Annotated in this window: 25 protein-coding genes and 1 tRNA gene; 18 read left to right on the top strand and 8 right to left on the bottom strand. The window is 62.3% G+C overall.

Annotated elements, in window-relative coordinates; all coding sequences use genetic code 11:
- Positions 1–203: 203 nt before the first annotated feature.
- From leuA to JT360_RS14055, 4 genes are all read left to right on the top strand, one after another.
- A complete protein-coding gene (leuA, locus tag JT360_RS14070) occupies positions 204–1946 on the top strand; it encodes a 2-isopropylmalate synthase (protein ID WP_250888804.1) in 1743 nt (580 codons plus the stop codon).
- 342 nt (positions 1947–2288) lie between these two features.
- Positions 2289–4061: a tetratricopeptide repeat protein gene (locus JT360_RS14065; RefSeq protein ID WP_214472225.1), complete on the top strand. Its 1773-nt coding sequence runs from the start codon at positions 2289–2291 to the stop codon at positions 4059–4061.
- A 197-nt stretch (positions 4062–4258) separates the two neighbouring features.
- The gene (locus JT360_RS14060) at positions 4259–5062 is read left to right on the top strand and encodes an alpha/beta fold hydrolase (protein ID WP_214472223.1); all 804 of its coding nucleotides are present in this window, start codon (positions 4259–4261) and stop codon (positions 5060–5062) included.
- Between the two features lie 106 nt (positions 5063–5168).
- Positions 5169–5780 carry a hypothetical protein gene (locus tag JT360_RS14055; protein ID WP_214472221.1) on the top strand — a complete coding sequence of 204 codons (612 nt, stop codon included), beginning with the start codon at positions 5169–5171 and terminating at the stop codon, positions 5778–5780.
- On the opposite strand, the gene JT360_RS14050 is transcribed toward JT360_RS14055, so the two are convergent.
- Positions 5764–6693 carry a metallophosphoesterase family protein gene (locus tag JT360_RS14050; RefSeq protein ID WP_214472310.1) on the bottom strand — a complete coding sequence of 310 codons (930 nt, stop codon included), beginning with the start codon at positions 6691–6693 and terminating at the stop codon, positions 5764–5766. The genes JT360_RS14055 and JT360_RS14050 overlap by 17 nt on opposite strands.
- An 89-nt stretch (positions 6694–6782) precedes the next feature.
- Here JT360_RS14050 and JT360_RS14045 point away from each other — a divergent pair, with 89 nt between their 5' ends.
- Positions 6783–7277, top strand: coding sequence for an NUDIX domain-containing protein (locus JT360_RS14045; RefSeq protein WP_214472219.1), 495 nt, complete (start codon positions 6783–6785; stop codon positions 7275–7277).
- 1 nt (position 7278) lies between these two features.
- On the opposite strand, the gene JT360_RS14040 is transcribed toward JT360_RS14045, so the two are convergent.
- On the bottom strand, positions 7279–8271 hold the full coding sequence (locus JT360_RS14040; protein WP_214472216.1) for a glutathione S-transferase family protein: 993 nt from the start codon (positions 8269–8271) through the stop codon (positions 7279–7281).
- A 266-nt stretch (positions 8272–8537) separates the two neighbouring features.
- On the opposite strand from JT360_RS14040, the gene JT360_RS14035 reads away from it, so the two are divergent.
- The 5 genes from JT360_RS14035 to JT360_RS14015 all read left to right on the top strand — a co-directional run bounded on the left by JT360_RS14035 (position 8538) and on the right by JT360_RS14015 (position 12196).
- On the top strand, positions 8538–9062 hold the full coding sequence (locus JT360_RS14035; RefSeq protein ID WP_214472215.1) for a GNAT family N-acetyltransferase: 525 nt from the start codon (positions 8538–8540) through the stop codon (positions 9060–9062).
- A gap of 68 nt (positions 9063–9130) precedes the next feature.
- Positions 9131–9892, top strand: a complete 762-nt coding sequence (locus JT360_RS14030) for a 3-hydroxyacyl-CoA dehydrogenase (protein WP_214472213.1) — start codon at positions 9131–9133, stop codon at positions 9890–9892.
- A 127-nt stretch (positions 9893–10019) separates the two neighbouring features.
- Complete coding sequence (locus tag JT360_RS14025) at positions 10020–10799, top strand: HugZ family pyridoxamine 5'-phosphate oxidase (protein ID WP_214472212.1); 780 nt, start codon at positions 10020–10022, stop codon at positions 10797–10799.
- Positions 10800–10954: 155 nt separating this feature from the next.
- Positions 10955–11299: an ArsR/SmtB family transcription factor gene (locus JT360_RS14020; RefSeq protein ID WP_214472309.1), complete on the top strand. Its 345-nt coding sequence runs from the start codon at positions 10955–10957 to the stop codon at positions 11297–11299.
- Positions 11300–11398: 99 nt separating this feature from the next.
- Positions 11399–12196, top strand: a complete 798-nt coding sequence (locus JT360_RS14015) for a TrmH family RNA methyltransferase (RefSeq protein ID WP_214472210.1) — start codon at positions 11399–11401, stop codon at positions 12194–12196.
- Positions 12197–12377: 181 nt separating this feature from the next.
- Here the strand turns inward: JT360_RS14015 and JT360_RS14010 are convergent, their stop codons facing one another.
- Both JT360_RS14010 and JT360_RS14005 read right to left on the bottom strand, forming a co-directional pair.
- On the bottom strand, positions 12378–13529 hold the full coding sequence (locus JT360_RS14010) for a coiled-coil domain-containing protein (RefSeq protein WP_214472208.1): 1152 nt from the start codon (positions 13527–13529) through the stop codon (positions 12378–12380).
- Positions 13530–13681: 152 nt separating this feature from the next.
- Complete coding sequence (locus JT360_RS14005) at positions 13682–14218, bottom strand: DUF1134 domain-containing protein (RefSeq protein ID WP_250888808.1); 537 nt, start codon at positions 14216–14218, stop codon at positions 13682–13684.
- 386 nt (positions 14219–14604) lie between these two features.
- On the opposite strand from JT360_RS14005, the gene chpT reads away from it, so the two are divergent.
- A complete protein-coding gene (gene chpT / locus JT360_RS14000; protein WP_214472205.1) occupies positions 14605–15234 on the top strand; it encodes a histidine phosphotransferase ChpT in 630 nt (209 codons plus the stop codon).
- Positions 15235–15575: 341 nt separating this feature from the next.
- Positions 15576–15944 (top strand): response regulator, encoded by a 369-nt coding sequence (locus JT360_RS13995; protein WP_214472203.1) that lies wholly within the window; start codon positions 15576–15578, stop codon positions 15942–15944.
- Between the two features lie 101 nt (positions 15945–16045).
- On the opposite strand, the gene ctrA is transcribed toward JT360_RS13995, so the two are convergent.
- Entirely contained in the window at positions 16046–16741 is a 696-nt protein-coding gene (gene ctrA / locus JT360_RS13990; protein WP_006203583.1) for a response regulator transcription factor CtrA, read from the bottom strand.
- A gap of 452 nt (positions 16742–17193) precedes the next feature.
- Here ctrA and JT360_RS13985 point away from each other — a divergent pair, with 452 nt between their 5' ends.
- Complete coding sequence (locus JT360_RS13985) at positions 17194–17571, top strand: hypothetical protein (protein ID WP_056578132.1); 378 nt, start codon at positions 17194–17196, stop codon at positions 17569–17571.
- A 91-nt stretch (positions 17572–17662) separates the two neighbouring features.
- On the opposite strand, the gene JT360_RS13980 is transcribed toward JT360_RS13985, so the two are convergent.
- Positions 17663–18061, bottom strand: coding sequence for a winged helix-turn-helix transcriptional regulator (locus tag JT360_RS13980; protein ID WP_214472200.1), 399 nt, complete (start codon positions 18059–18061; stop codon positions 17663–17665).
- Between the two features lie 88 nt (positions 18062–18149).
- Between JT360_RS13980 and JT360_RS13975 the strand changes: the two genes are divergently transcribed.
- A complete protein-coding gene (locus JT360_RS13975; protein WP_214472199.1) occupies positions 18150–19076 on the top strand; it encodes an NADP-dependent oxidoreductase in 927 nt (308 codons plus the stop codon).
- An 88-nt stretch (positions 19077–19164) separates the two neighbouring features.
- On the opposite strand, the gene sciP is transcribed toward JT360_RS13975, so the two are convergent.
- Positions 19165–19440, bottom strand: a complete 276-nt coding sequence (gene sciP / locus JT360_RS13970; RefSeq protein WP_006203587.1) for a CtrA inhibitor SciP — start codon at positions 19438–19440, stop codon at positions 19165–19167.
- Between the two features lie 287 nt (positions 19441–19727).
- On the opposite strand from sciP, the gene mnmA reads away from it, so the two are divergent.
- Positions 19728–20918 (top strand): tRNA 2-thiouridine(34) synthase MnmA, encoded by a 1191-nt coding sequence (gene mnmA / locus JT360_RS13965; protein ID WP_214472197.1) that lies wholly within the window; start codon positions 19728–19730, stop codon positions 20916–20918.
- A gap of 33 nt (positions 20919–20951) precedes the next feature.
- Here the strand turns inward: mnmA and JT360_RS13960 are convergent, their stop codons facing one another.
- On the bottom strand, positions 20952–21911 hold the full coding sequence (locus tag JT360_RS13960) for a Gfo/Idh/MocA family protein (protein ID WP_214472195.1): 960 nt from the start codon (positions 21909–21911) through the stop codon (positions 20952–20954).
- 240 nt (positions 21912–22151) lie between these two features.
- On the opposite strand from JT360_RS13960, the gene JT360_RS13955 reads away from it, so the two are divergent.
- The 3 genes from JT360_RS13955 to nuoK all read left to right on the top strand — a co-directional run bounded on the left by JT360_RS13955 (position 22152) and on the right by nuoK (position 23653).
- Positions 22152–22228: transfer RNA gene (locus tag JT360_RS13955), tRNA-Met, on the top strand.
- 622 nt (positions 22229–22850) lie between these two features.
- Positions 22851–23351 carry an NADH-quinone oxidoreductase subunit J family protein gene (locus JT360_RS13950; RefSeq protein WP_214472193.1) on the top strand — a complete coding sequence of 167 codons (501 nt, stop codon included), beginning with the start codon at positions 22851–22853 and terminating at the stop codon, positions 23349–23351.
- Positions 23351–23653, top strand: coding sequence for an NADH-quinone oxidoreductase subunit NuoK (gene nuoK / locus JT360_RS13945; protein WP_192183168.1), 303 nt, complete (start codon positions 23351–23353; stop codon positions 23651–23653). Before JT360_RS13950 ends, nuoK begins: the two co-directional genes overlap by 1 nt.
- Position 23654 lies beyond the last annotated feature (1 nt).

The following is a 23654-nucleotide window of genomic DNA, read 5'->3' as shown; positions in this document are numbered from 1 at the left end:
TCGACCCTGCTTCTTCTCGGCCTTATCGGCGATCGCCGGGTTCGCTGAAGGAGCGCCCGGCGGTCGAACCGCCGCGCAAGCGCACGCTCCTTGGCCAGTCTCAAAATTGGCAAGTCATATCAAGCGAACGAAAATCTGGTAAAGGCGCCACTCGCCATCAATCCGTGCAAGACGGATCCGGGGGCCGCCGGGAGAATAAGACGATGAACGCACGAGAAGAAATCCGCCCTGATGCCGCTGTAGCCGGCAAGGATGCGGCAAGCCGGGGCATGCCGGACGCGGCCCGCAAATATCAACCCTACCCCACTGTCGGCCTCACCGACCGCACATGGCCTTCCAAGGTCATCGACAAGGCGCCGATCTGGTGCTCGGTCGACCTGCGCGACGGCAATCAGGCGCTGATCGACCCGATGGGCCATGAGCGCAAGGCGCGCATGTTCGCGCTGCTGCTCGACATGGGCTTCAAGGAGATCGAGATCGGTTTCCCCTCGGCCTCGCAGACCGATTTCGACTTTGCCCGCTGGTGCATCGAGGAAGGCAATGTGCCCGCCGATGTCTCGCTGCAGGTGCTGGTGCAGTGCCGGCCGGAGCTGATCACCCGCACCTTCGAAGCGCTGAAGGGCGCCACCAACCCGATCGTGCATTTCTACAATTCGACCAGCGAATTGCAGCGCCGCGTCGTCTTCGAGAAGGATGTCGGCGGCATCAAGCGCATCGCCACCGACGCGGCCAAGATGATCACCGACATGGCGGCCAAGGCCGGCGGCGGCTACCGTTTCGAATACTCGCCGGAGAGCTTCACCGGGACGGAACTCGAAGTCGCGCTGGAAATCTGCAACGCCGTCACCGAGATCGTCAGGCCGACAGCCGACAACAAGCTGATCATCAACCTGCCCTCGACGGTCGAGATGTCGACGCCCAACATCTATGCCGACCGCATCGAATGGATGTGCCGCAACCTGGATAGCCGCGAGAACCTGCTGATCTCACTGCATCCGCACAATGACCGCGGCACCGGCATCGCGACCACCGAGCTCGGCCTGATGGCCGGCGCCGACCGCGTCGAAGGCACGCTGTTCGGCAATGGCGAGCGCACCGGCAATGTCGACATCGTTACGCTGGCGCTCAACATGTACACGCAAGGCGTCGATCCGGGCATCGACTGCTCCGACATCAACCGGATGAAGGACGTCTATGAATATTCGAACCAGCTGAAAATCCCCGAGCGTCACCCCTATGTCGGCGAGCTCGTCTACACCGCCTTTTCCGGCTCGCATCAGGATGCCATCAACAAGGGTATGAAGGCCTTGAAGAAGGCTAACAAAAGCCTGTGGGAAGTACCCTATCTGCCGATCGATCCGGCCGATGTCGGCCGCAGCTACGAAGCGATCATCCGCATCAACTCGCAGTCGGGCAAGGGCGGCATCGCCTATGTGCTGCAGGCCGATTACGGCCTCAACCTGCCGCGCAACCTGCAGATCGAGTTCAGCCAGGCCATACAGGCGATCACCGATGCCGAAGGCAAGGAGGTTCCGGTCAGGCGCATTTATGAGCGCTTCCTCGAAACCTATGTCGATCAGCCGGGCGCGCGCCTGAAATTCCTCGATCACCACACTTATCCCGACACCGCGGTCAAGGGCCGGCGCGTGATCGAGGCGGTCATCCTCGACAACGGCAAGGAAGTGACGATATCCGGCACCGGCACCGGGCCGATCGACGGCTTCGTCGATGCCCTGTCGCGCCATGTCGGCGTCGAGATGTCGGTGCTCGATTATTCCGAGCACTCGATGCAGCGCGGCTCGAATGCCTCGGCCATTTCCTATGTCGAAATGGAACATCCTGGCGGCAAGCTGTTCGGCGCCGGCATCAACACCAACATCGTCGCCGCCTCGCTGGAAGCGGTGACTTCGGCCGCCAACCGTATCGTGGGCCGCAAGGCGCGCTGATGCATCTCGCCCAAAAGTGATCTCGGTTTTGGGCGAACGACATGCACAAAAAGACCTGAAGTGCGTCGCATGAATCCGTTTCGACGCGACGCGCTTTAGCGTCCTCCGGTCGTCGGCGCGAGAGGTCGACCGGCTCTCGCGCCACATTTTTCGAGCCTGAACAAAGGCTTGGCGTTGATGGTCCACTTCGGCGCCGTCCCGCGGCCGGCGTCGGCCGGCCATTAACCACCGGAAAATTATCCAGTTAGGTACGCGATCGCATAAGGGGGTGTGTACTTGTATGGCGGTGCGGGCCCTATATGATCATGCCTCAACCTGTGCCGACTTCGAGAGGATCGACACTTGCAGCATGCCACGCCTGCCGCCCCCGCAGTGCGCGAGACACTGGAGCGACTGCTCGCCAGCGAAACGTTCGGAAGATCCGAGCGGGCGCGCAAACTGATCCGTTATCTTGTCGAACGCGAGCAGGCTGGCGAAGCCGACAGGCTCAAAGGCTTTTCCATTGCCATGGACGTCTTCGGCAAGGACGGCGATTTCGATCCGTCGACGGATGCCGTGGTGCGGGTGCAGGCAGGCAGGCTGCGTGAGTTGCTGCAGCAGTATTTCGCCAATGAAGGCGTCGCCGAGCCCGTCCGCATCGCCATTCCACGCGGCGGCTATGTCCCGGCCTATGAACTCAACGCGATCCGTTTGCCGGAAGCGGCCAAACCCACCGGGCAGACCGAAGCGGCAGCAGCTCCATCCGAGCAACCAAGCGCCGCCGACGATGCCGCCGCGGCCGCTGCATTGCTGGCGGTGGCCGCGCCGGTGCCTTCCGTGGCGCGCCATCTCAGGTTCTTCTGGATGGCGATCGTCGTGGTCATCGCCATGCTCGGCGTTCTGATCCTGCGTCAGGGCAGCGGCACTCTGCTGGCAGGCGGTGACATGCCGGCTACGCTCGAGACCGCCGGCCTGACCGGCAGCATCGCACCGTCCACCGCGAGCGAGGCCCTGCCGCTCGTCTACATCGCCGTCGAGGCCAGCGGCGCCGATGCCAGCCGCGTCGCCGCGTCGCTGCGTGCCGGCCTGAGCGGCTTCGATACGATCGACTTCATCGGTCGCGACACCGTCGACAAGACCGATCCGGTCGCCAGCGCGACGAGTTTCATCTTCGATATCCTGCCTGGACCCGATGCTGGCGACATCACCATCGAACTGCAGAGCGTGGCGACCGGACGGGTGCTCTTGTCGCGCAACCTGACCGCCGACGACAGCGCGCCATCGGCCGTCGAGGACCGTATCGCCGACATCCTGAGTTCGGCGCTGCCCGCGTCGGGCACGATCTACAGCTATATCGAACAAAGCGACATTCAGAACGGCCTGACGCAGTGCCTGCTGCTCAACGGCAAATACTATCTCGACCAGAACGCCAGAACTCACGAGGCCGCCTATCGCTGCCTGGAAACGCTCGCCGACAACGGCGCAAAATCGTCGCTGGTTTATTCCGAACTCGCCTCATTGCACCTCGAGGCCATCAACGACCGCTACGCCTATCCGCCGGATGCGACCATCGAGAAGGCGCTGACATTTGCCCACCGCGCCGTGCAGATGGGGCCGACCAGCCCTAACGCGCATCGCGCCTATGGTTACATCTATTCGCGGCTTGGCAACGCCGACGAGGCGCTGCGCTGGATGCGCAAGGCCTATGACCTCAACCCCTATGATGTCTCCATGGCCGCCGCCTACGGCTACGGGCTGATTTTCGCCGGCCGCTACGCCGAGGGAACACCGCTTTTGGCCCATGCCGTGGATGCCTCGAGTGGCCACCCGACATGGTGGGATTTCGGGCTCTTCGCCGGCGAATTCATGCTCGGCGACATGAACAAGGCGACCATTGCCAGCAACGCCTTGAGAACGACTGCAACAAAATCACACTATCTTGCCGCACGGCTGATCGGCGCCAAGATCGCCGGCCAGGACGATCAGGTGCGCAAGCTGCTCGATGAACTGACCGCGAAGTTTCCGAAATTCGCCGCCAATCCGCGCGCCACTTTCGTCGATCGGAAATATCCGGCCGACCTGACCGAGCGACTGGTTGGCGCGTTGCGCGCCGCCGGGCTTGGGAGCGCCAGCTAATGCCAATCGGCAGCCACGGCTCGGCACTGCGTTATGGTCGGTTTCGTACGCTCCGATCGTCAAATGCCGGTTAGCCGCCAAGTTCTGCCTTCAACCGCACAAATCGCGAAAATTTTACTGGTCATCACGCCAGGCAAGGAGCAATTCAGCCACAATTGGCGTCGCGCATCCTGCAAAAACAAAAACCTTCAGCATTCATGATCTCATCGCTTCATGCCGCCGAACAAGGTGCTGGTTCGAAGACCATCGTTTTGCTGCATGGTTTCGGCGGGTGCCATGACGTCTGGGGCGAGGTGATCTCTCCCCTGTCGGCTTCCGCGCGCACGCTGGCCTATGATCTGCCGGGACACGGCTTGTCGCTCGATTTCCCGGATGCCGGTCCGGCCAAGGTGGCGGCAAGGGCCATTCTAGCCGATCTCTCCAAGCGGGCACTGAAGCGGGTCCATCTGGTGGGCCACTCGATGGGCGGCGCCGTCGCGGTGCTGATGGCGCTGGCCGAGCCGGAAAAAGTCGCCTCGCTGACGCTGCTGGCGCCCGGTGGCCTCGGCCCCGAGATCAACGGGCCGCTGTTGCGCCGCTTTGCCGCTGCCAGCGAGTTGTCCGAGATCCTCGCCTGCCTTGCCGCCATGTCGGGTCCACGGGCGCGGTCTTTTGATCATGCCGCCAATACGCTCTGTCAAATGCGCGGGCGGCCCGGGCAGCTGGAAAAATTGATCGAGATCGCCGCCGCCATGACCAGGGACGACCGGCAAGGCGTCATCCCGCGCGACCTGCTGGACAGGCTGGCCATGCCGGTGATGGTGGTTTGGGGCAGTGATGACCCGGTGCTGCCCTTCACCCATGCGGATGGCCTGCCGGCGCGCTTTCATGTGCATCATGTGCTGGAGGCCGGCCACATGCTGATCGAGGAAGCGCCCGATCTGATCGCCAGGATCATCCAGCGCAACATCAGCCGTCGTGCGAGACCCGCTCGCCCGAAACTGGCCGCCGCGGCCGGTTGAGTTCCTTCCAGCGCGGCATGCCCTGCGCCTCGATCCCCGATCTCGCCAGTGCATTTTGCCGGCGGCTGTGTTAACTGCATGTTAACCAAACCGCGAGGCCACGCCGATGGACGCAGGCGAAAAGATCGATCCGTCAAACAAACTGTCCGATGCCATCCGTGATGTGAAGAACGCCTTCGCCGACCGCGACGATGTCGTCGTCGACATGCGCGAGGCGCATCGCATGCGCCTGGATCTCCTGGCCGCCGAACTCGCACCCGTCTTTGCCGATGTTCCGGCCGACATGGACAGTTTCGACTTCGTCGTTTCCTCGGGGCTGCAGCCGCGCCTGTGGATCGATGCGGTCAGCCATGTCGCAATGGGGCGCGACCGCCGCACCTATCGTTTCCTCAAGGACACGCGCATCGGCCGCGTGGTGCTTGCCGAATCGACCGAGATGAAGCTGGTCGCCGATTCCGTGACACGTTATGTCGCCGAACGCATCGTCGAACGCCAAAGGATGATGGAAGGCGGCGTCGAACCGGCCGTCGCCGGCATGAAGCGCGCCGAGGTGGCGGAAGCCGAACCGCCGCTGCGCTCGCCGCAAGGCAGCAATGGCTGGTCGGCCTTCCTGTCCGGCCTTGGCCTCATCGCCGCTGGGGCCCTGGTCGGCCTGGCGGTGTCGATCGCCCTGTTCTGGGACCGCCTCGTGGCAATAGCGCTCAGCTTGCGGCCATAACCTCTCCGGGCTCCACGCCAATCTCCAGCGTCTGAAGATCGGCTGGCGGTATTGCTGGCCCGGTCAGGCCACGCCGCGTCAGGCGGATGCGCCAATTGCCCTTTTCGCCGTCAATGTCGAACAGATTGTATTGTGCTGCCGGATGTTTGCTGCCCGGCGCCTGGCCGGCGGCGGCGACACCGACCACAGGGACCTTGACACCGCGGAGCCCGATCTGGAACAGCGACGGCCGGTGCGAATGACCATGCAGGACAAGCTCGGCACCGTGCCGGCGAATGATCTTGTGGAAGCGGGCGATGCCGAACAGCCGTTTGTGCTGCGGGACGGCCCCGCGCACCGGCGGATGGTGGATCATGATCGCGCGAAACAGGCCTTGTCCGGCGGTGTCGCGCAGGATCTTGCCGAGCCGGTCCGCCTGCGCTTCCATGAAGAAGCCGTTGGCCATGAAGGGTGCCGTGGCGCGCGCCGTCGAAATGCCGATCAGCGCGACATTGCCGCGCACGCGCAGATAGGGGAATGCGTTGCGGTCGACCGGCGTGTTGACGCCGTCGCCGCTCATCCACGCCGACCACGAGCGGCAGACCTTGTCGAAGGCGCCCGGCACATAGGCGTCATGGTTTCCCGGAACCACCGACACGTCGTGCGGCGATCCCAATGTCTCCAGCCAGTGCCTGGCCATCTCGATCTCGCCATCGAGCGCCAGATTGACCAGGTCGCCGGTGACCGCGAGATGGTCCGGATTCTGCGCCTTGATATCGGCGACGATGGCGTCGATGACCGCGTCATGCATGTGGCGGCGGCGGTTGCGCTGCCAGTTGACGTAGCCGAGCACGCGCTTGGAGGCGAGATCGCGATAGGATACATCGGGGAGCGGCCCCAGATGGACATCGGAAATATGCGCGAGCCTGAACATCCATCCCTCATAGGCGACCAGCGGCCCGCTTTCCACTCAAGGTTTCCTTACCACCCAAGCTTTCCTCGCCACCCATGGTTTCGCTATCGATGACGAGCCCGGAAGATGCCTTTCGCCAGACCGGCTGGGCGGGCCTCAGGGGCCGGCTGTTCCATCTCTATTTCGTGCTGCGGCGGCCAATGACGCTCGGCGTGCGCGGCCTGATCCACGACACCGCCACGAATTCCGTTTTCCTCATCCGCCACACCTATGTGCCCGGCTGGCAGCTTCCCGGCGGCGGTGTCGAAGTCGGTGAGACCATGGTCGAGGCGCTGGCGCGGGAACTGGCCGAGGAAGGCAACATCGCGCTGACCGCCCCACCGGTGCTGAAATCGATGCATTTCAACCGCCGTTCCAGCCGCCGCGATCATGTCGGTTTCTACCTGATCGAGCGGTTCAGCCAGACAGCGCCGAAGCAGCCGGATCACGAGATCGCCGAGGCCGGTTTCTTCCCCCTCGATCGCTTGCCGGAAGGCACGACGCCGGCGACGCTGCGGCGGATCGCCGAGGTTTTTCAAGGCGAACCGCCCTCACACCACTGGTAGATCAGGCCGCCGCTCTCGCGAACCGCGCCCGGTCATGCGGCGCGCCATAGTCCAGGTCCGGCCCGACCGGCACGATCCGCGTCGGATTGATCGTTTCATGGCTGCCGTAATAATGCGCCTTGATGTGGTGCAGGTTCACGGTGCCTGCGACACCGGGCACCTGATGGAGATCGCGCAGATAGTTCGACAGGTTCGGATAGTCGGCGATGCGGCGCAGATTGCATTTGAAATGGCCGACATAGACCGGGTCGAAGCGCACCAGCGTGGTGAACAGCCGCCAGTCGGCCTCGGTGATGCGGTCACCAATGAGATAGCGCTGCCCCGAAAGGCGATCTTCCAGAGTGTCGAGCGCCGAGAACAGCTCGCTGAATGCTTCCTCATAGGCGGCCTGCGTGGTGGCAAAGCCGGCGCGGTAGACGCCGTTGTTGACGGCGGGATAGACCAGCGCGTTGATCGCATCGATCTCGCCGCGCAGCGCCAGCGGATAGAAATCGCGGCCGGCGTCACCCCATTCGTCGAAGGCTGAATTGAGCATGCGGATGATTTCGGAGGACTCGTTGGAGACGACGGTCTGCTCTTTTTTGTCCCACAGCACCGGCACCGTCACCCGGCCCGAATAGGCGGGATCGGCCCTGGTGTAGATCTGGTGCAGGAATTCGAGGCCGTAGAGCGTGTCGCCGGTGGCGCCGTCCGCGGCCAAGAATGTCCAGCCATTGGCGCCCATGAAATGGTGCACCACCGACACCGATATGACGCGTTCGAGCCTCTTCAGCGCGCGAAAAATCAGCGTCCGGTGCGCCCAGGGACAGGCGAGCGAGACATAGAGATGATAGCGGCCGGGTTCCGCCTTGAAGCCACGGCCGCGGCCTTCGGCCGGTGTACCGTCACGGGTGATCCAGTCGCGCCACCGCGACTGCGTTCGCACGAACTTGCCGCCGCTGTCCTTGGTGTCGTACCAGCGGTCCTGCCATTTGCCGTCGACCAGCAATCCCATCGCATGTCCTTTCGCGTCTCCACCTCATGTAGAGCGCGAAGCGACAAGTCGAAATCATCTGACGTTGAACAGATCGTCAATCGATAGAGCCAGCGCAACGGTCGATTGCAGCGGTCGAAAATTGATGCTAGCGGACACTTCGCATGTTCGACTTTGCTTTGATCCGGTTTGACCGACGACGAAAGGGCGCCCGCGCTTGATGAAGCGCTGATTGGCGAATGCTGCCGTTTGCAGCAACCTTTCCTCTTTACCGGAACGCAAAGACCATGAGCCTTGCCGACGTGAAATACCTGCCGGAAACTCCGGCGCACGACCCTGAAATCGAAGCCATCAATGACGAGGCCTTCGGGCCCGGCCGTTTCGTGCTGGCCGCCTACAAGATCCGCGAAGCCGGCGGCCACGAACGCCCGCTGTCCTTTGTCGCCGTCGACGGCGCCATCGTCGTCGCTTCGGTGCGCATGACCCGCATCGCCGCCGGCGCCGGCCGCGCGCTGATGCTCGGGCCCCTTGCCGTGCGGCCTGCATTCAAGAATCTGGGCATCGGCCGCCGCCTGGTTGCGATCGCGCTGGAGGCGGCTGCCAAGGCCGGCGCGCCCGCCGTCATACTGGTTGGTGACGAGCCCTATTACGGGCCGCTCGGATTCAAGCGCATCCCGCGCGGCCAGATCTCGATGCCGCGCCCAGTCGATCTCGACCGCCTGTTGTCGCACGAGATCACGCCGGGGGCGGTTGCCAAGCTCACGGGCGAGGTCGGTCATGCCAGTCAGGCCAGGGTCGGCGAGCACGTCTAGGCGACGGCTTGACCTTGGGCCGTCGATCCGGGCCTGATCCGTCCCTGTTTCATAGGAAAGGATGACGCATGAATCCGAACGGCCAGATCGCGATCGTGACCGGAGGCGGCTCCGGCCTCGGCGAGGCAACGGCGCGTGCGCTTGCCGCCAAGGGTGCCCGCGTCGCCATCTTCGATGTCGGCATCGACCGCGCCGCCAGGGTCGCGGCCGAGATTGGCGGCATTGCCGTCCAATGCGACGTCAGCAGCGCCGACAGCGGCAGCGCCGCCGTCGCCGAGACGGCGAGCAAGCTGGGCGAGCCGCGCATCCTGGTCAACTGCGCCGGCATCGCCATTGGCGTGAAGACGATCGGCAAAGATGGGCCGCATCCGCTCGACCAATACCGCAAGGTGATCGAGGTCAATCTGATCGGCACCTTCAACATGATCCGCCTCGTTGCCGACCGCGCCGCCAAGCTCGAGCCGCTGCAGGGCGGCGAGCGCGGTGTCATTGTCAACACTGCCTCTGTTGCCGCCTATGACGGCCAGATCGGCCAGGCCGCCTATTCGGCATCCAAGGGCGGCGTCGTCGGCATGACGCTGCCGGTGGCCCGCGACCTTGCCCGTTCCGGCATTCGGGTCTGCACCATCGCACCCGGCATCTTCAAGACACCGATGATGGCCGGCATGCCGCAGGACGTGCAGGATTCGCTGGGCGCCGCCGTGCCCTTCCCGTCGCGCCTCGGCGAACCATCCGAATATGCCGCTCTTGCCCTGCACATCGTCGAGAACCAGATGTTGAACGGCGAGACCATCCGCCTCGACGGCGCCATCCGCATGGCGCCGAAGTGATGCATGCCGCCCCGGGGCGCGAAAGCAGTTTTGGATAGCGACATGCATGGAGCGCTTGCCCATTGCCAACATCGGCATCACCGTCCGATAAGTGGAATAGGACAATCAACTTAGAAGGGCGAGACCCTTGAGCGATCGAAAGAAGGACGTGATCCGCGAGACCGATGCCGAGGCGATCCGGCTGGCGAAAACGCTTCTGCGCAGTGCCCGCTTCGGCGCACTGGCGGTGCTGGAGCCGCAGACCGGGTCGCCGCTGGCGAGCCGGGTCGGCGTCGCCACCGACATCGATGGCGCGCCGCTGATCCTGGTCTCGATGCTCTCGGCGCACACGCCCGCCATGCTTGCCGATCCGCGCTGTTCCCTGCTTCTCGGCGAGCCCGGCAAGGGCGATCCGCTGGCGCATCCGCGCCTGACGCTGATCTGCCAGGCTTCGCGGCTCGAGCGTGGCTCGGACGCGCAAGCTCGCGCCGAGCGCCGCTATCTCAACCGCAATCCCAAGGCGAGCATCTATGCCGGGCTCGGCGATTTCTCGATCTTTCGCCTCGAGCCGCAACGCGCCAGCCTCAATGGCGGCTTCGGCAAGGCGTATCTGCTCGATCGCTCCGATCTGGTCACCGGCGGACCCATCGTCGAAGAGCTGGCGGCGAGCGAACAATCCGCCGTCGAGCACATGAACGCGGAACATCTCGGCGCCATAGCCGTTTATGCACATCATTTTGCCGGGGCATCCGGCGACGGCTGGAGCATCACCGGTTTGGACGCCGACGGCATGGATTTGGCGTCGAAAGACAATGTTTGCCGGGTATTCTTTCCGCAACCTCTGGTTTCGGCACGGGGATTGCGACCCGTTCTGGTGGATATGGCCAAGCGCGGCCGGGCTGCCGGGGATGCAAATAATGAGACTTAATTGCGTTTGATCGAAAGCAACCCTTGAGATTTGAAAGAAATGTTCTACGCTTCAGGGAAGGCGCTGACTCGTCAGTGGCCTAATGCAAGTGAATTTATGGATTCAGGCGCCATTGCCCCCATGGTGCCTCGATGAGCAAAAAGCATGGGGCATTCATGGTCTCGACAAAGCTAATCGCCAACGCCGAATCGGCGGCCGAATTTTTGATGCTGATGGGCAACGAAAAACGGCTGTTGATCATGAGCTATCTGATCGACGGTGAACTGTCGGTCGGCGCCATCGCCGAAAAGGTGATGCTCAGCCAATCCGCGCTCTCGCAGCATCTGGCCAAGTTGCGGGCGCTCGACCTTGTGGACACCCGCCGCGACCGTCAGATGATCTACTACTCCTGCAAATCCGATGCGGTGCGCGAGTTGCTTGTCGTGCTGGATGGTATTTTCGGCACCGGCAAGGAAGATCTATCCCAGATGGCACAGAGATTGCGCCGCGCCGGGACTTGACCGGACGCTCCAGCGGCCGTTTACCTCGCTGACGATTCCAGAGCGTGGCTTGTGTGTCTCTCGATGCACGAACCACGCTCTCGATTTTGAGCGCAGGACATGGACCCAATTCGCATCGACGACCCGCTCGATCCCAGCGTCGCCGCCTATCTCGATATCCGCGAACGCGATCTCGCCGGCCGGCAAGGCCGTTTCGTCGCCGAAGGCAAGGTGGTGCTCGATCTGCTTCTGTCGTCCAGCCGCTTTGGCGCGGAATCCGTTCTTGTGCTGGAGAACCGTCTCAGCGGCCTGAAGGACATCCTGCACAAGGCGCCCGCGGACCTGCCGATCTACGTCGTCACCAGTGCGGTGATGGACGCGATCGCCGGCTTCCACATGCATCGCGGCATCCTGGCCATCGGCCGCAAGGAGACGCTGCGGCCGGCCGGGCCATTGCTGGATGCCTTGCCAGACCAGGCTCTGGTCGTGGTGCTGGTCGGCATAGCCAACCACGACAATATGGGCTCGATCTTTCGCAATGCCGCCGCCTTCGGTGCCGATGCGGTGCTGATGGACGCGACATGCTGCGATCCCCTGTATCGCAAGGCGATCCGCGTTTCCGTCGGCGCTGCGCTCAAGATCCCGTTCGCATCCTTCACCGACACCCCCGGCTTCACGGCGATGCTCGCCGAACGGGGTTTTGAACAAGTCGCCCTATCGCCAGGCGGCCAGATCGACATACGCGATGCAAAACCGGCTCGGCGCCTGGCGCTCTATCTCGGCACCGAGGGAGAAGGCCTGCCAGAAAGCCTGCTCGCGCGTCTGCAAACCGTGCGGATCACCATGTCGAAAGGCTTCGACAGCCTGAACGTCGCCGCCGCCTCGGCCATTGCCCTGCACCATTTCTCGCAGCGCTAGAGCAATTCCAGGAAAAGTGTGAAACGGTTTTCCGTCCGGAATTGCGTCAAAACAAAGAGTTAGAGCGATCCACCGTTTCCGTGAAACGGTGGATCGCTCTAATGCCTGTCGCCCAAAAGTGACCTCGGTTTGGACAACGACATGCATTAAACAAATACCAGCACGATGCGGCGCCGCCGCTTCAGTTCGCGGCCGCCTTCTGCAAGGCCCGCACGCGGTCGGCGAGGCTGCGGTCGCCGCTGTCGGAGCGGCTATCCTGCGGTGCCGCCAGCGCCTTGGCGATCGGTGAATCAGGTCCCTCGAGCTTGGCCGTCAGGTGGACGACTTCGGCCGCCAGTTCGTTCATCTGCTCGCGCAGCGCCGCACTGCCATTTGTCGAGCCCGACGATGCCACCGCGCCGAGATCCGCCTTGAGCCGCTTGTTCTCGCGCGCCAGCGCCGTCAGCCTGGCTTCCAGACGCTCGCGATCGCTGTCGAGCTTGGCGATCGCCCGGTCCAAATCATCGCGCCTTTTGGCCTCTTCCTGCCCGCCAGCTTCATCCGGCTTGCCGACCAGCCGCAAGGCCGGTCCGCCGTCCTCGGCCTTCACCTTTTCGCGCAGCCGCGCCAGCTCCTTTTCGCGGCGATCGAGCTTGTCCTCGCGATCGGCGAGCGTTGCCAGCAGCCGTTCGACCTTCCTGTCCAGTTCGGCCGCCCTTTTCTTCTCGGCCTTCAGGGCATCGCGCGCGGCCTTGCTTTCGGCCGCGATCTCCTGATGGCGGTGGTCCGCTTCCTTGCGCTGGCCGCGCAGCAGAGAGATATCGCTGGCGAGCTTCTGCAATTCGGATTCGCGCGCGACAAGCTCGATCTGACGGCTGCTGGAGGAAAAACTGGCATCGTCGTACATGTGCTCAAGCTTTTCGAGCTCGAGCGCCCGCTTCTCCAGCTTGCGTTCGGTTTCCTTGAGCCGCTCCGAAAGCTGATGCAGTTCCGTTTCGCGCTGCCGCAGCGCCTCGCTCTTGGCGCTGAGTTCGGCGAGCGCGTGGTTCTTGTCCGTGCGCTCGACCGCCAGCCCCTTCAACGCCTCGCGGCCGCGATTGATCTCGACGAGTTGTTCGGCCGCCTTCTCGCGCAGCGCCTTGACGTTCATTTCGAGGCGACGTGTCGCCATGGCGTACTCGGCGCGGATCCGGTCCTTATCGGCCTGGATCTCGGTCCGCGTCAGCGGGATAGAGGCCTCGATGCGTCTGCGGGTCAGGGTGACGGCACGGCGCCAGACGGCCGGTGTCACCATCAGCGCCAGAAAGCCGGCACAGAGAAAGCCGAGGGCAAAGAACAGGACCGACTGAACCAAAGGACAACCCGCTATCGGCGGCCTGGACTTGACCGCATCATATTGGCATGGCGGAAATCCGGCGCCGCGGCAAGAGCTGCCGCAGCGCATGGCCGGTCATGGGCCCGCAACTTTCATCGAGAAGTCGGCATTGCGGCCATGACGGGTTGGAATCAGAACGGGTTCCAGGTCGCCCGCTCGGTCAGCTTCAAGTAGCCGAGATTGACGCCGAGCCGGGCGCCGACGCCGGTGCGGATCGGCACCAGAAGCACATTGTTGTTCTTCAGCACATTGAAGCCTATCCCCGCCACCACATAGGCCGAACCGGCCACGCCGCCATAGCGGTTGTAGAGGTTGCCGACATCGTCGAGATTGTAGACCAGCATCATCACCCGGGACCCCTCGCCGCCGAAATCCCAGCCCAGCGACGGGCCTTGCCAGAACACTTTGTGGTCGCCGGCATTCTTGGTGTAGAGCGTGCCTTCGCCATAGGTCAGGCCGCCGATCAGCGCACCCGACCCCTCCTCACCAAGCAGATAGCCATTGGGCAAGCCGTAGGAGGCGAAAATCTTCTCGACGACGGTGGCGAGCCCACCCGATGTCGCGCCGAAGAATTTGTGACCGGAATCGACAATCTCCTGAGCGGTGTATTCCTGGGCTCGCAGGGCTGAAGTCGAGAAGACGAGGACGCCCATCAGCGTGATCGCCATTGAGAGGACGCGGAGGACACTCCGGTCATAGAATCGGGAAAACATGCTTCCAATCTCCGTCATGAAGCACTTTCGCCGACGCCTCGCATCCGGTCCGGCTCTTTAGGCGGCCGTTAAGGATGACTGTTAGGGGCAAACTATGCCGTAATTCTTTTTCAACCATTAACTCCCACAGGAAGATGGCGGTTCGAAGGCTGGTTTTGGGGTCGCGCGGCGCTAACAGCCTGCGCGAAAACGCCATTTCCCTGACGACGATTTTGGATTTGTTGCTGTATGTACGAGTGCTGTGTATTCAGAAAGCCTCGGGTTGAAGCGTGATTCGTGTGGGCAGGCGCGGCAATCAACGCTCGGCCACGCATTGTGGATTTTTGCAGGGATTTTCACCGATGGCCGAACTGTTCACCCTCTCCGCGCCTGACCTGGCGGCGCTTTTGTGCAGTCGCGTCTGCCACGACATCATCTCGCCGGTCGGCGCGATCAACAATGGGCTTGAACTGCTTGACGAAGGTGGCGCCGACGAAGACGCCATGCGGCTCATCCGCCAGAGCGCCAGGAACGCCTCGGCCCGGCTGCAGTTCGCCCGCATCGCCTTCGGCGCGGCCGGCTCGGCCGGCATGCTGATCGACACCGGCGACGCAGAAGCCGTCGCAATCGCCTTCCTCAAGAATGAAAAGCCGGAACTGACCTGGAACGGGGCACGCGCGCTGGTGCCCAAGAACAAGGTCAAGCTGCTGCTCAATCTGATCCTGGTCGCCAATGCCGCCATTCCGCGCGGCGGCAAGCTGGTCGTCACCCTCGAGAACCTCGAAACCGAGCCCCGCATTTCAATTTCGGCAAGCGGCCCGATGCTGCGCGTGCCGCCAAAATTCCTCGAACTGCATTCCGGCCAGAAGCCGGAAGAGCCGATCGATGCGCATTCCGTGCAGCCCTACTACACGCTGCTTCTGGCCCGCGAGGCCGGCATGACCATATCGATCCATGCGACGGCGGAAGAAATCGTGCTTTCGACAGCCTGAAGCGCGTCGCGTCGAAACGGATTCAAGCGACCCGCTTTTGGTGTTTTAGGCATGTCGTTCTCCCGAAACCGGGGGGCACTTTTGGGCGACATGCGTCACGCATCCGGCCGACTTGCCAGAGCAAAGTATTTCAGCAGCGTAATATTGCCGCGATGGCTCGGCTGGAAGCGTTAAGCTTCGCCCAATCGGCCGCATCGAAATATCTGCCAAGAAGAGCCTCCCAAACGGCATCTTAGCGAAAACTTTACCTAACCGCTTTTCGGGTTCTTTACCAGATCGGTCTATGGTGCGCAGCAGATGCCCCGCACGACCGGATTGCCCAAGGGCAAAGAGGACCCGGAATGAAACGCTGCATGTTCGTCGACGATTCAAGCGTCATCAGGAAGGTTGCAAAACGCATCCTGGGCGGATCCGACATGGTGGTCATCGAAGCAGCCAGCGGGCTTGACGCACTGGAGATGTGCGCCGCCGACATGCCCGACATCATCGTCGTCGACGGCGCCCTGCCGGACGTGCAGGCCGTTGACCTCATCCGCCGCGTGCGCGCCATGGAAAGCCCGACAAGGCCGCAGATCCTGATCTCGCTCGTCGAGCTCGACATCGCGTCGATCATGCGGGCCAAGCGTGCCGGCGCCCAGGGCTATCTCTTGAAACCCTTCAATCGCTCGCAGCTGCTCGAGCGCTTTCGCGCCCTGAAGATCGCCGCCTGAGACGGTATCGGCCCCTCCTCATTGCTGGCCCGTGACGCAAAAAACCCGGCCAGAGCCGGGTTTTTTTTCGAAGATGCAACAATTCGGGCGGTGCTCGCCGCTCAGGCGCTGACGCGGATGTCTTCGGGTTCGCGCAGGACATAGCCGCGGCCCCAGACCGTCTCGATGTAGTTCTGGCCGCCGGACGCCGCGTCGAGCTTCTTGCGCAGCTTGCAGATGAAGACGTCGATGATCTTCAGTTCCGGCTCGTCCATGCCGCCATAGAGGTGGTTGAGGAACATTTCCTTGGTGAGCGTGGTGCCCTTGCGCAGCGAGAGCAGCTCCAGCATCTGGTATTCCTTGCCGGTGAGGTGCACGCGCTGGCCGCCGACTTCAACGGTCTTGGCGTCGAGGTTGACCACCAGATCGCCGGTGGTGATGACCGACTGGGCGTGGCCCTTGGAGCGCCGCACGATGGCATGGATGCGCGCCACCAGCTCGTCTTTGTGGAACGGCTTGGTCATGTAGTCATCCGCGCCGAAGCCGAGGCCGCGTACCTTGTCCTCGATGCCGGCCATGCCGGAGAGGATGAGGATGGGCGTCTTTACCTTGGAGAGGCGAAGCGTTCTCAGGACCTCGTAGCCGGACATGTCGGGCAGGTTGAGATCGAGAAGGATGATGTCGTAGTCGTAAAGCTTGCCCAGATCGACACCCTCTTCGCCGAGGTCCGTCGTATAGACGTTGAAACTTTCCGATTTCAGCATCAGTTCGATGCTTTGTGCGGTTGCACTGTCATCTTCTATCAGCAGAACACGCATTTCATTCCCCTTTTCTGCCGCCGGACCATTTCACGACCCGTCCTGCCCCGGAGCAGTGGTTGCCTTGTGCAGAGGCTGCCATTGAATGGTTAACAAAACCTAATTTCCCGTCGACTACGGTATCAGATTTTTTAACCTCTTTCTACACCCTCTTGAATCTAATAACGAATCACAGACCCAAATTCCTAATGCAACACATTAATAACCTGGACTAAGCGACTCCAGGGACTCATCGACGCGCCTTCGCTTCGGCGGCCGGAATTTTTACCCGGCCTTAAGCCCTGACCCGTATGATTAACAATGCCCGTAAACGAATGGTTACCGCCGGCAAAAAACTTTAGGGTTTTGTTTCCCATAGTTCGGGGAAAGCCGGTGGACACGGGCAGTGCCTGGGCCTTTCCAGGTGGTTTTGGACGATATGTGCGGGTGTGCGTTTCCGGGAGTACCGAATCATGAAGTCACGTGAAAACCTCGTTCGGCTGAAACAGTTTCAGGTGAACGAGAAGCGGCGGCAGCTGCTGCAGCTCGACATGATGATCGCCGAGTTCGAACGCATGGCTGTCGAACTGGAGCTTCAGATCACCGCCGAGGAAAAGAAAGCCGGCATCACCGACATCAATCATTTCGCCTATCCGACCTTCGCCAAGGCAGCGCGCTTGCGCCGCGACAATCTCAGAAATTCGCAAAGCGACCTCGCCCAGCAGCGAAGCGCTGCCGAATCATTACTCGGCGAAGCTGAAGCGGAGCTTTCCAAGGCCGAAATGCTGGAATCGCGCGACACCAAGATTCGCGAGGCCGAAACCGGCGGCCGCAGCGCCATGATCGGCTGAGCCGGCCGAGATCCACGTCATGGCGTGCCCGCGCAATGCAGCAGGCGATTGCTCGAACGGCTCGGGCCGATTTGCCGTGAAGGTCGCCGGCCTAAGCGGCCAACTCGTCTTCATTTGCGATAGACGCCCTGGCACGGGCATCCTTGATTTCAGGGGCGTGCTGTTCGGCCCATGACCTGATCTGGGTGAGCAGCCCCGCCAGATTCTGGCCGAGATCGGTCAGCTCATATTCGACGCGCGGTGGAATGACCGGATAGACCTGTCGCCGCACTAGGCCGTCACGCTCCAGCACCCGCAATGTCTGCGTCAGCATCTTGGGCGTGATGCCTTCGAGCTTGCGGGCAAGCGCGCCGTTGCGCTGCCGGCCTTTGCGCAACGCGCAAACCACCAGATAGACCCATTTGCTGGCCAGCATCTCGAGCACCGTGTGCGACGGACATGTCCGTCGGAACGCGTCATAGCCCAGACATGAGTTTTCTTCACTATCCATAAGGTGCCTATATATCAAAAAGGTACATACTGGACAAGGGGATATTACTATCCAAATGATAGTGGCACCAACCAAGCAGGAGACTCCAATGCGTGCCGCTATCCAGAATACCGTCGGCGGACCCGACGTCCTCGTCATCGCAAACCAGCCCGACCCCTCGCCCAAATCAGGCGAAGTGCTGGTTCGCATCAAGGCCGCCGGCCTCAATCCGGTCGATGGCGCCGTGCGCGCCGGCTACTATCCCTTGCTTGGCGAGCCGCCCTTCATCCTCGGCTGGGACATTTCGGGGACGGTCGAGGCGCTGGGCGCCGGCGTCACCGGCCTCAAGGTCGGCGACGAGGTGTTCGGCATGCCGCGCTTCCCCAAGCAGGCGGCGGCCTATGCCGAACTGGCCGCGGTGCCTGCCGATGAAATCGCGCCGAAGCCTAAGGGCGCGGATCACATCCAGGCTGGCGCGTTGCCATTGGCCGGCCTGACCGCCTGGCAAGGTCTTGTCCGCCACGGCGCATTGAAATCGGGCCAGCGTGTGCTGGTCCATGCCGGGGCCGGCGGCGTCGGCCACATGGCGGTGCAGATCGCCAAGGCGCGCGGCGCCTGGGTCGCCGCCACCGCCAGCCCGGACAAGCTCGATTTCGTGCGCAAGCTCGGCGCCGACCAGGTCATCGACTATACCAGGGGCGATTTCGCCGAAGAAGTCCGCGACATCGATCTGGTGCTGGAGCCGATGGGCGGCGAGCATGCCGAACGCTCGCTGAAGGTCGTCAAACGCGGCGGCGTGCTGGTGTCGTTGCTCGATGTCAGCGATGCCGCAAAGGCCAAGGCCAGTGCGCAAGGCATTCGGGTCGAGCGCATGTCCGTCGTGCCCGACCGCGAAGGCCTGCTGGAACTCAGCCAGCTGGTCGAGGCGAAGAAGCTCGTCGTCCACGTCGCCAGGAGCTTTCCGCTCGATCAGGCGGGCGCGGCCCACGCCTTTCTCGCCACCAAGCCGATCGGCAAGGTGGCGCTGACGATCTGACGGCCAGGCGCAACTCTCAAACCGAGAACCCGCTTGGAAAGCAAAAGAGGGCGCGGGGTGCCGCGTCCTTTGATTGTGGCCAGGCCGGCTAGTGCCGGTATTGCTGGATGCGCGTGGTGCGCAGCCCGGCAAGACCATATTCGTCGATCGACGCCTGCCAGGACAGGAATTCCTCGGTGGTCAGCTTGTAGCGCTGGCAGGCCTCTTCGAGGCTCAAAAGTCCGCCGCGCACCGCCGCAACCACTTCCGCCTTGCGCCGGATAACCCAGCGACGCGTGTTCGTCGGCGGCAGATCGGCAATCGTAAGGGGGCTGCCGTCAGGCCCGATAACATACTTGACTCTAGGTCTAACCAGATCGGTCATCGTACTCTCTACAAAAAACTCAAAGACCCAATCCCCGCCACGTTACCGCCACAGCTTTAAAAATTGCCTAAGCAGACCCTAATGACTAGGTAAGGATCGTGAACGGCGCGTTAGTCTTTTCGCAGGCATTTGAAATATCCGGCTGCGGGCCTTGAATTGGCTGGGAAAAATCCGGCCGATCGCGGATCGCCCGCAATCCGTCAATCGCCCTGCAAGCTGGCGTCGCCGGAAAGCTTGACCTATATTCTCGACATTGGCATTCAGACGCCGCGCAGAATGAAAGCATCATGAACAGTCTCGACCTCCCCGGACGTCCCGAAAACACCCGCATCGTCGTTGCCATGTCCGGCGGCGTGGATTCGTCCGTGGTCGCCGGCCTGTTGAAGCGCGAAGGCTATGATGTCGTCGGCGTCACCCTGCAGCTTTACGATCATGGCGCCGCAACCCACCGGGCCGGCTCATGCTGCGCCGGACAGGACATCGACGATGCCCGCCGCGTCTCCGAGACGCTCGGCATCCCGCATTATGTGCTCGATTATGAGGAGCGCTTCCGCAAGGCGGTGATCGACCCCTTTGCCGAAAGCTACGTCGCCGGCGAGACCCCCATCCCTTGCGTCTCCTGCAACCAGACGGTGAAGTTCGCCGATCTCCTGGCCACCGCCAAGGAGCTGGGCGCCGACGCGCTCGCCACCGGCCATTACATCCGCTCCGGCGCCAATGGCGCCCACCGTGCGCTCTACCGGCCGGTCGATGCCGACCGCGACCAGAGCTATTTCCTGTTCGCCACCACCCAGGCGCAGATCGATTATCTCAGATTTCCCTTGGGCGGCCTGTCGAAGCCGCAGGTTCGTGCCATCGCCGAGGAGATGGGGCTGACGGTCGCAGCCAAGCAGGACAGCCAGGACATTTGCTTCGTTCCGCAGGGCAAATATTCCGATATCATCGCCAAGCTGAAGCCGGCCGCCGCCAATCCGGGCGACATCGTCCATATCGACGGCCGCGTGCTCGGCCGCCATGAAGGCATCCTGCGCTACACGATCGGCCAGCGCCGCGGCATCGGCATCGCATCCGGCGAGCCGCTCTATGTCATCCATCTCGACGCCGAACGGGCCCGCGTCGTGGTCGGCCCGCGCGAAGCGCTGGAGACGCACAAGATTTATCTGCGCAACATGAACTGGCTCGGCGACGGGCAGCTCACCGACATTCCCAAAGGCGGCATCGAGCTGTTCGCCAAGGTGCGCTCGACCAGGCCGCCGCGTCCGGCCGTGCTGCGCCACGAGGCAGGCGTGACGTCGGTCGAATTGGCCGACGGGGAGTCCGGCATCGCGCCCGGACAGGCTTGCGTGCTCTATTCCGATGACGGCAACGAAGCCCGTGTCTTCGGCGGCGGCTTCATCGAGCGCTCCGAGCGCGGCGCCGAGGCCGAGGCCATGCTGAGCCGGCTTGCCGCCAGGCCGGCGCGGATTCCCGCCGAGTAGACCCTTCTCTGGGCAGAGTTTCCCAGCAATCTCTCACGACGTGGTGTGGGTAACTGTTCCCGCCGTCAGGATGCGCAGCACCCGGATCGCTTCCTCGCCGCTGGTGCGCGGTTCGGCGCGCGTCTCGATGCACTGGATGAAGTGCTCGAGTTCGCGCGTCAGCGGCATGCCCTGGGCGACCGCGACATAGGACGGCTCATTGGTGGTGAACGCCCATTGGCCGCTGTCCTGCCAGACCGCGTGGCGGTAGACGGCGAGCTTGCGCTCCCATGGCTCGACATCGTCGAACACCGCCATCGCCTTGGTGCCGACCACGGTCAGCCGCCGCTCACGATAGGGGTTGAGCCGCGAGGTGAAAAGATGGCTGCGCAGACCGTTGGGAAAGCGCATGTGCAGATGCGCGAAGTCGCTGAGGTTGTCGAGCAGCGCTGCCCCTTCGCCGCGCACCTCGATCGGCTCGGTGCCGGTGATGGCCAGGATCATCGACAGATCGTGCGGCGCCAGATCCCACAGCGCATCATTCTCGGTGTGGAATTTGCCGAGGCCAAGCCGGTGCGAGTGGATGTAGCGGACTTCGCCGAGCTCGCCCTTGTCGATCAGCCCCTTCAGCGTCTCGAAGGCGGGATGGAAACGCAGGACATGGCCGACCATGAAGACGCGGCCATTGTCCTTGGCCGCCCGCACCGCGCGCTCGGCATCCGGCACCGTGAGCGCGATCGGCTTTTCCACCAGCAAATCCTTGCCGCTCTCGGCAGCGCGCACGGAAAGATCGGCATGGAACTGCGGCGGCAAGGCCATGATGATGGCGTCGATGTCATCCCGGACGAACAGTTGGTCGGGCTCGATCGCCAGGCAATCCTGTTCGCTGGCAAAACCTTCGGCACGGGCACGGTTGGCGTCTGAGACCGCGTGCAGCGCGCCGAGCGCCTTGAGGGTGCGGATGTGGTTGCTGCCCCAGTATCCGCAACCGAGGACTGCAATGCGCGGCTTCATCTGTTTCAAACTCTAAAAACTCGTGGCCGAGACATAGCGACGTGCCCCTTCGAACTCAACCCCGGCGGTTGCAACCAAATGTCCGCGCGGCAAAGCTTTTTGGGCAATGAGAATATGCGCCGATATAGAATGCTTCGAAGCTTGACAGGCTCGCCCTCCCAACCTTATATCCGCGCGACCTTGGCGAACGCCTCGAAATGCCTTTCGGTTTAAGGCGGATTTCGGGCCTTTCGCCGCCCTGGCGGGGTAGCTCAGTTGGTTAGAGCACGGGAATCATAATCCTGGGGTCGGGGGTTCAAGTCCCTCTCCCGCTACCAAAATCCATAACCCACTGAAATGTATAAAAAATCTTCCTTTCTGTGGTAGCGCTCCCGGACTGAATTTCACAATGAAATCAACGGAGCATGCACTCAGAAGTAGCCCTGAGCTCACAAGTTGTGCCTCGATGATGTGAAGGGGCGGCCATTGCCCTGACGCTCTCCGCATTTATGGAACTTGGCGGAAGATCAAGTGCTAATGCATGTCTCCCAAGAAGCGCGCAGAGGTCTTGGGATAATGACACGCGGGTCAGGATTCTTAAAATTCCCGCATTATTCCGTATGGCTTACGGCAATCGACTTGTGCGAATGCAAGCGAAGGCTTTCGCGAGGTTCTCGGCCATCGGATTGAACGACGAAGGTGCAGCGCTGCCGTGCGATGAACACCCACCCTGCCCGGCAGACAGCGCCCTGAGTGACACCCAACTCTCCCAAACGCAACGCGGAAATTGAGCTGGGGCGCTACGCTCTCTCATATGTGCAGAGATTTAGCGTAGCGCAAGCCGCGATAATCTTGAGAAAAATCCGATACTAGGGCACAATTTGTGAACGGAAGTGGACAGCTATCTCAAGTCCGGCCCTGTCGCGCCGAGTGACAGTTCGCAACGGAGGAGCGGCGTCGATGGATCAGGGGTTCTTTCTTCTGTTCGCTGCGGCGTCCGTGGTCACGGCACTGACCTTGGTCCTGGCGCGCAATCCTGTTCATAGCGCATTGGCGCTGATGGCATGTTTCCTACAGGTATCGGCAATCTTCGTCTTGCTCGAGGCGCCGTTGCTCGCGGTCATCCAAATTTTCGTCTATGTCGGCGCGATCATGGTCCTGTTCCTATTCGTGATCATGATGATTGATGTGCGTGAAGCGGTGTTGCAGCGGTTCTTGCCGGGCAGCAACCTGCCTGTTCTGGTGCTGCTCGTCCTGCTTGCGGTCGAGATGCTTGTACTGGTGCTCAGGAGCGACCGCTTTTCGGTCGCGGAGCTCGTCGCAACGCGCACCGGCGGTGAGGTCAGGCACCTCAGCACGACGCTTTTCGCCGACTATCTCCTGCCGTTTGAAGTCGCCTCCGTCATCCTGCTGGCGGCCCTGGTAGGCGCCATCGTGCTGGCGCGGAAGGAGCCGGAGTGATGGTGCCGCTCTGGTGGTATATCGTGCTCGGAGTGGTCCTGTTCGTGATCGGTGCGGCGGGCGTGCTGCTCAGACGCAATATCCTGGTCGTGCTGATGTCGCTGGAACTGCTGCTCAACTCGGTCAACATCAATTTCATCGCTTTCGGGCATTACTACGACGACTTCCGCGGGCAGATTTTTGCAATCTTCGTGATCGCAATCACTGCGGCGGAGGTTGCCGTTGCCCTCGGCATCTTGGTCGCCCTCGCGAGGAACAAGTCCACCCTCAAGGTCGACGAAGTGACCATGATGAAAGGATAGC

The sequence above is a fragment of the Mesorhizobium sp. dw_380 genome (assembly GCF_018588885.1).
Classification (GTDB): domain Bacteria; phylum Pseudomonadota; class Alphaproteobacteria; order Rhizobiales; family Rhizobiaceae; genus Mesorhizobium.
The sequence above is the reverse complement of the archived record's forward strand: the minus strand, read 5'-3'. Positions and strand labels throughout refer to the sequence as shown.

Excerpts from the sequence above, each read along its gene's own strand:
- JT360_RS14045 (WP_214472219.1), top strand. The coding sequence starts at position 6,783 with ATGACGAGCCCGGAAGATGCCTTTCGCCAGACCGGCTGGGCGGGCCTC.
- mnmA (WP_214472197.1), top strand. The coding sequence starts at position 19,728 with ATGAACAGTCTCGACCTCCCCGGACGTCCCGAAAACACCCGCATCGTC.
- JT360_RS14015 (WP_214472210.1), top strand. The coding sequence starts at position 11,399 with ATGGACCCAATTCGCATCGACGACCCGCTCGATCCCAGCGTCGCCGCC.
- JT360_RS14050 (WP_214472310.1), bottom strand. The coding sequence starts at position 6,693 with ATGTTCAGGCTCGCGCATATTTCCGATGTCCATCTGGGGCCGCTCCCC.
- JT360_RS13985 (WP_056578132.1), top strand. The coding sequence starts at position 17,194 with ATGAAGTCACGTGAAAACCTCGTTCGGCTGAAACAGTTTCAGGTGAAC.
- JT360_RS13995 (WP_214472203.1), top strand. The coding sequence starts at position 15,576 with ATGAAACGCTGCATGTTCGTCGACGATTCAAGCGTCATCAGGAAGGTT.
- ctrA (WP_006203583.1), bottom strand. The coding sequence starts at position 16,741 with ATGCGTGTTCTGCTGATAGAAGATGACAGTGCAACCGCACAAAGCATC.
- JT360_RS13950 (WP_214472193.1), top strand. The coding sequence starts at position 22,851 with ATGGATCAGGGGTTCTTTCTTCTGTTCGCTGCGGCGTCCGTGGTCACG.
- nuoK (WP_192183168.1), top strand. The coding sequence starts at position 23,351 with ATGGTGCCGCTCTGGTGGTATATCGTGCTCGGAGTGGTCCTGTTCGTG.
- JT360_RS14035 (WP_214472215.1), top strand. The coding sequence starts at position 8,538 with ATGAGCCTTGCCGACGTGAAATACCTGCCGGAAACTCCGGCGCACGAC.
- JT360_RS14005 (WP_250888808.1), bottom strand. The coding sequence starts at position 14,218 with ATGGCGATCACGCTGATGGGCGTCCTCGTCTTCTCGACTTCAGCCCTG.
- JT360_RS14030 (WP_214472213.1), top strand. The coding sequence starts at position 9,131 with ATGAATCCGAACGGCCAGATCGCGATCGTGACCGGAGGCGGCTCCGGC.
- chpT (WP_214472205.1), top strand. The coding sequence starts at position 14,605 with ATGGCCGAACTGTTCACCCTCTCCGCGCCTGACCTGGCGGCGCTTTTG.
- JT360_RS13980 (WP_214472200.1), bottom strand. The coding sequence starts at position 18,061 with ATGGATAGTGAAGAAAACTCATGTCTGGGCTATGACGCGTTCCGACGG.
- sciP (WP_006203587.1), bottom strand. The coding sequence starts at position 19,440 with ATGACCGATCTGGTTAGACCTAGAGTCAAGTATGTTATCGGGCCTGAC.
- leuA (WP_250888804.1), top strand. The coding sequence starts at position 204 with ATGAACGCACGAGAAGAAATCCGCCCTGATGCCGCTGTAGCCGGCAAG.
- JT360_RS13960 (WP_214472195.1), bottom strand. The coding sequence starts at position 21,911 with ATGAAGCCGCGCATTGCAGTCCTCGGTTGCGGATACTGGGGCAGCAAC.
- JT360_RS14040 (WP_214472216.1), bottom strand. The coding sequence starts at position 8,271 with ATGGGATTGCTGGTCGACGGCAAATGGCAGGACCGCTGGTACGACACC.
- JT360_RS14055 (WP_214472221.1), top strand. The coding sequence starts at position 5,169 with ATGGACGCAGGCGAAAAGATCGATCCGTCAAACAAACTGTCCGATGCC.
- JT360_RS14060 (WP_214472223.1), top strand. The coding sequence starts at position 4,259 with ATGATCTCATCGCTTCATGCCGCCGAACAAGGTGCTGGTTCGAAGACC.
- JT360_RS14020 (WP_214472309.1), top strand. The coding sequence starts at position 10,955 with ATGGTCTCGACAAAGCTAATCGCCAACGCCGAATCGGCGGCCGAATTT.
- JT360_RS13975 (WP_214472199.1), top strand. The coding sequence starts at position 18,150 with ATGCGTGCCGCTATCCAGAATACCGTCGGCGGACCCGACGTCCTCGTC.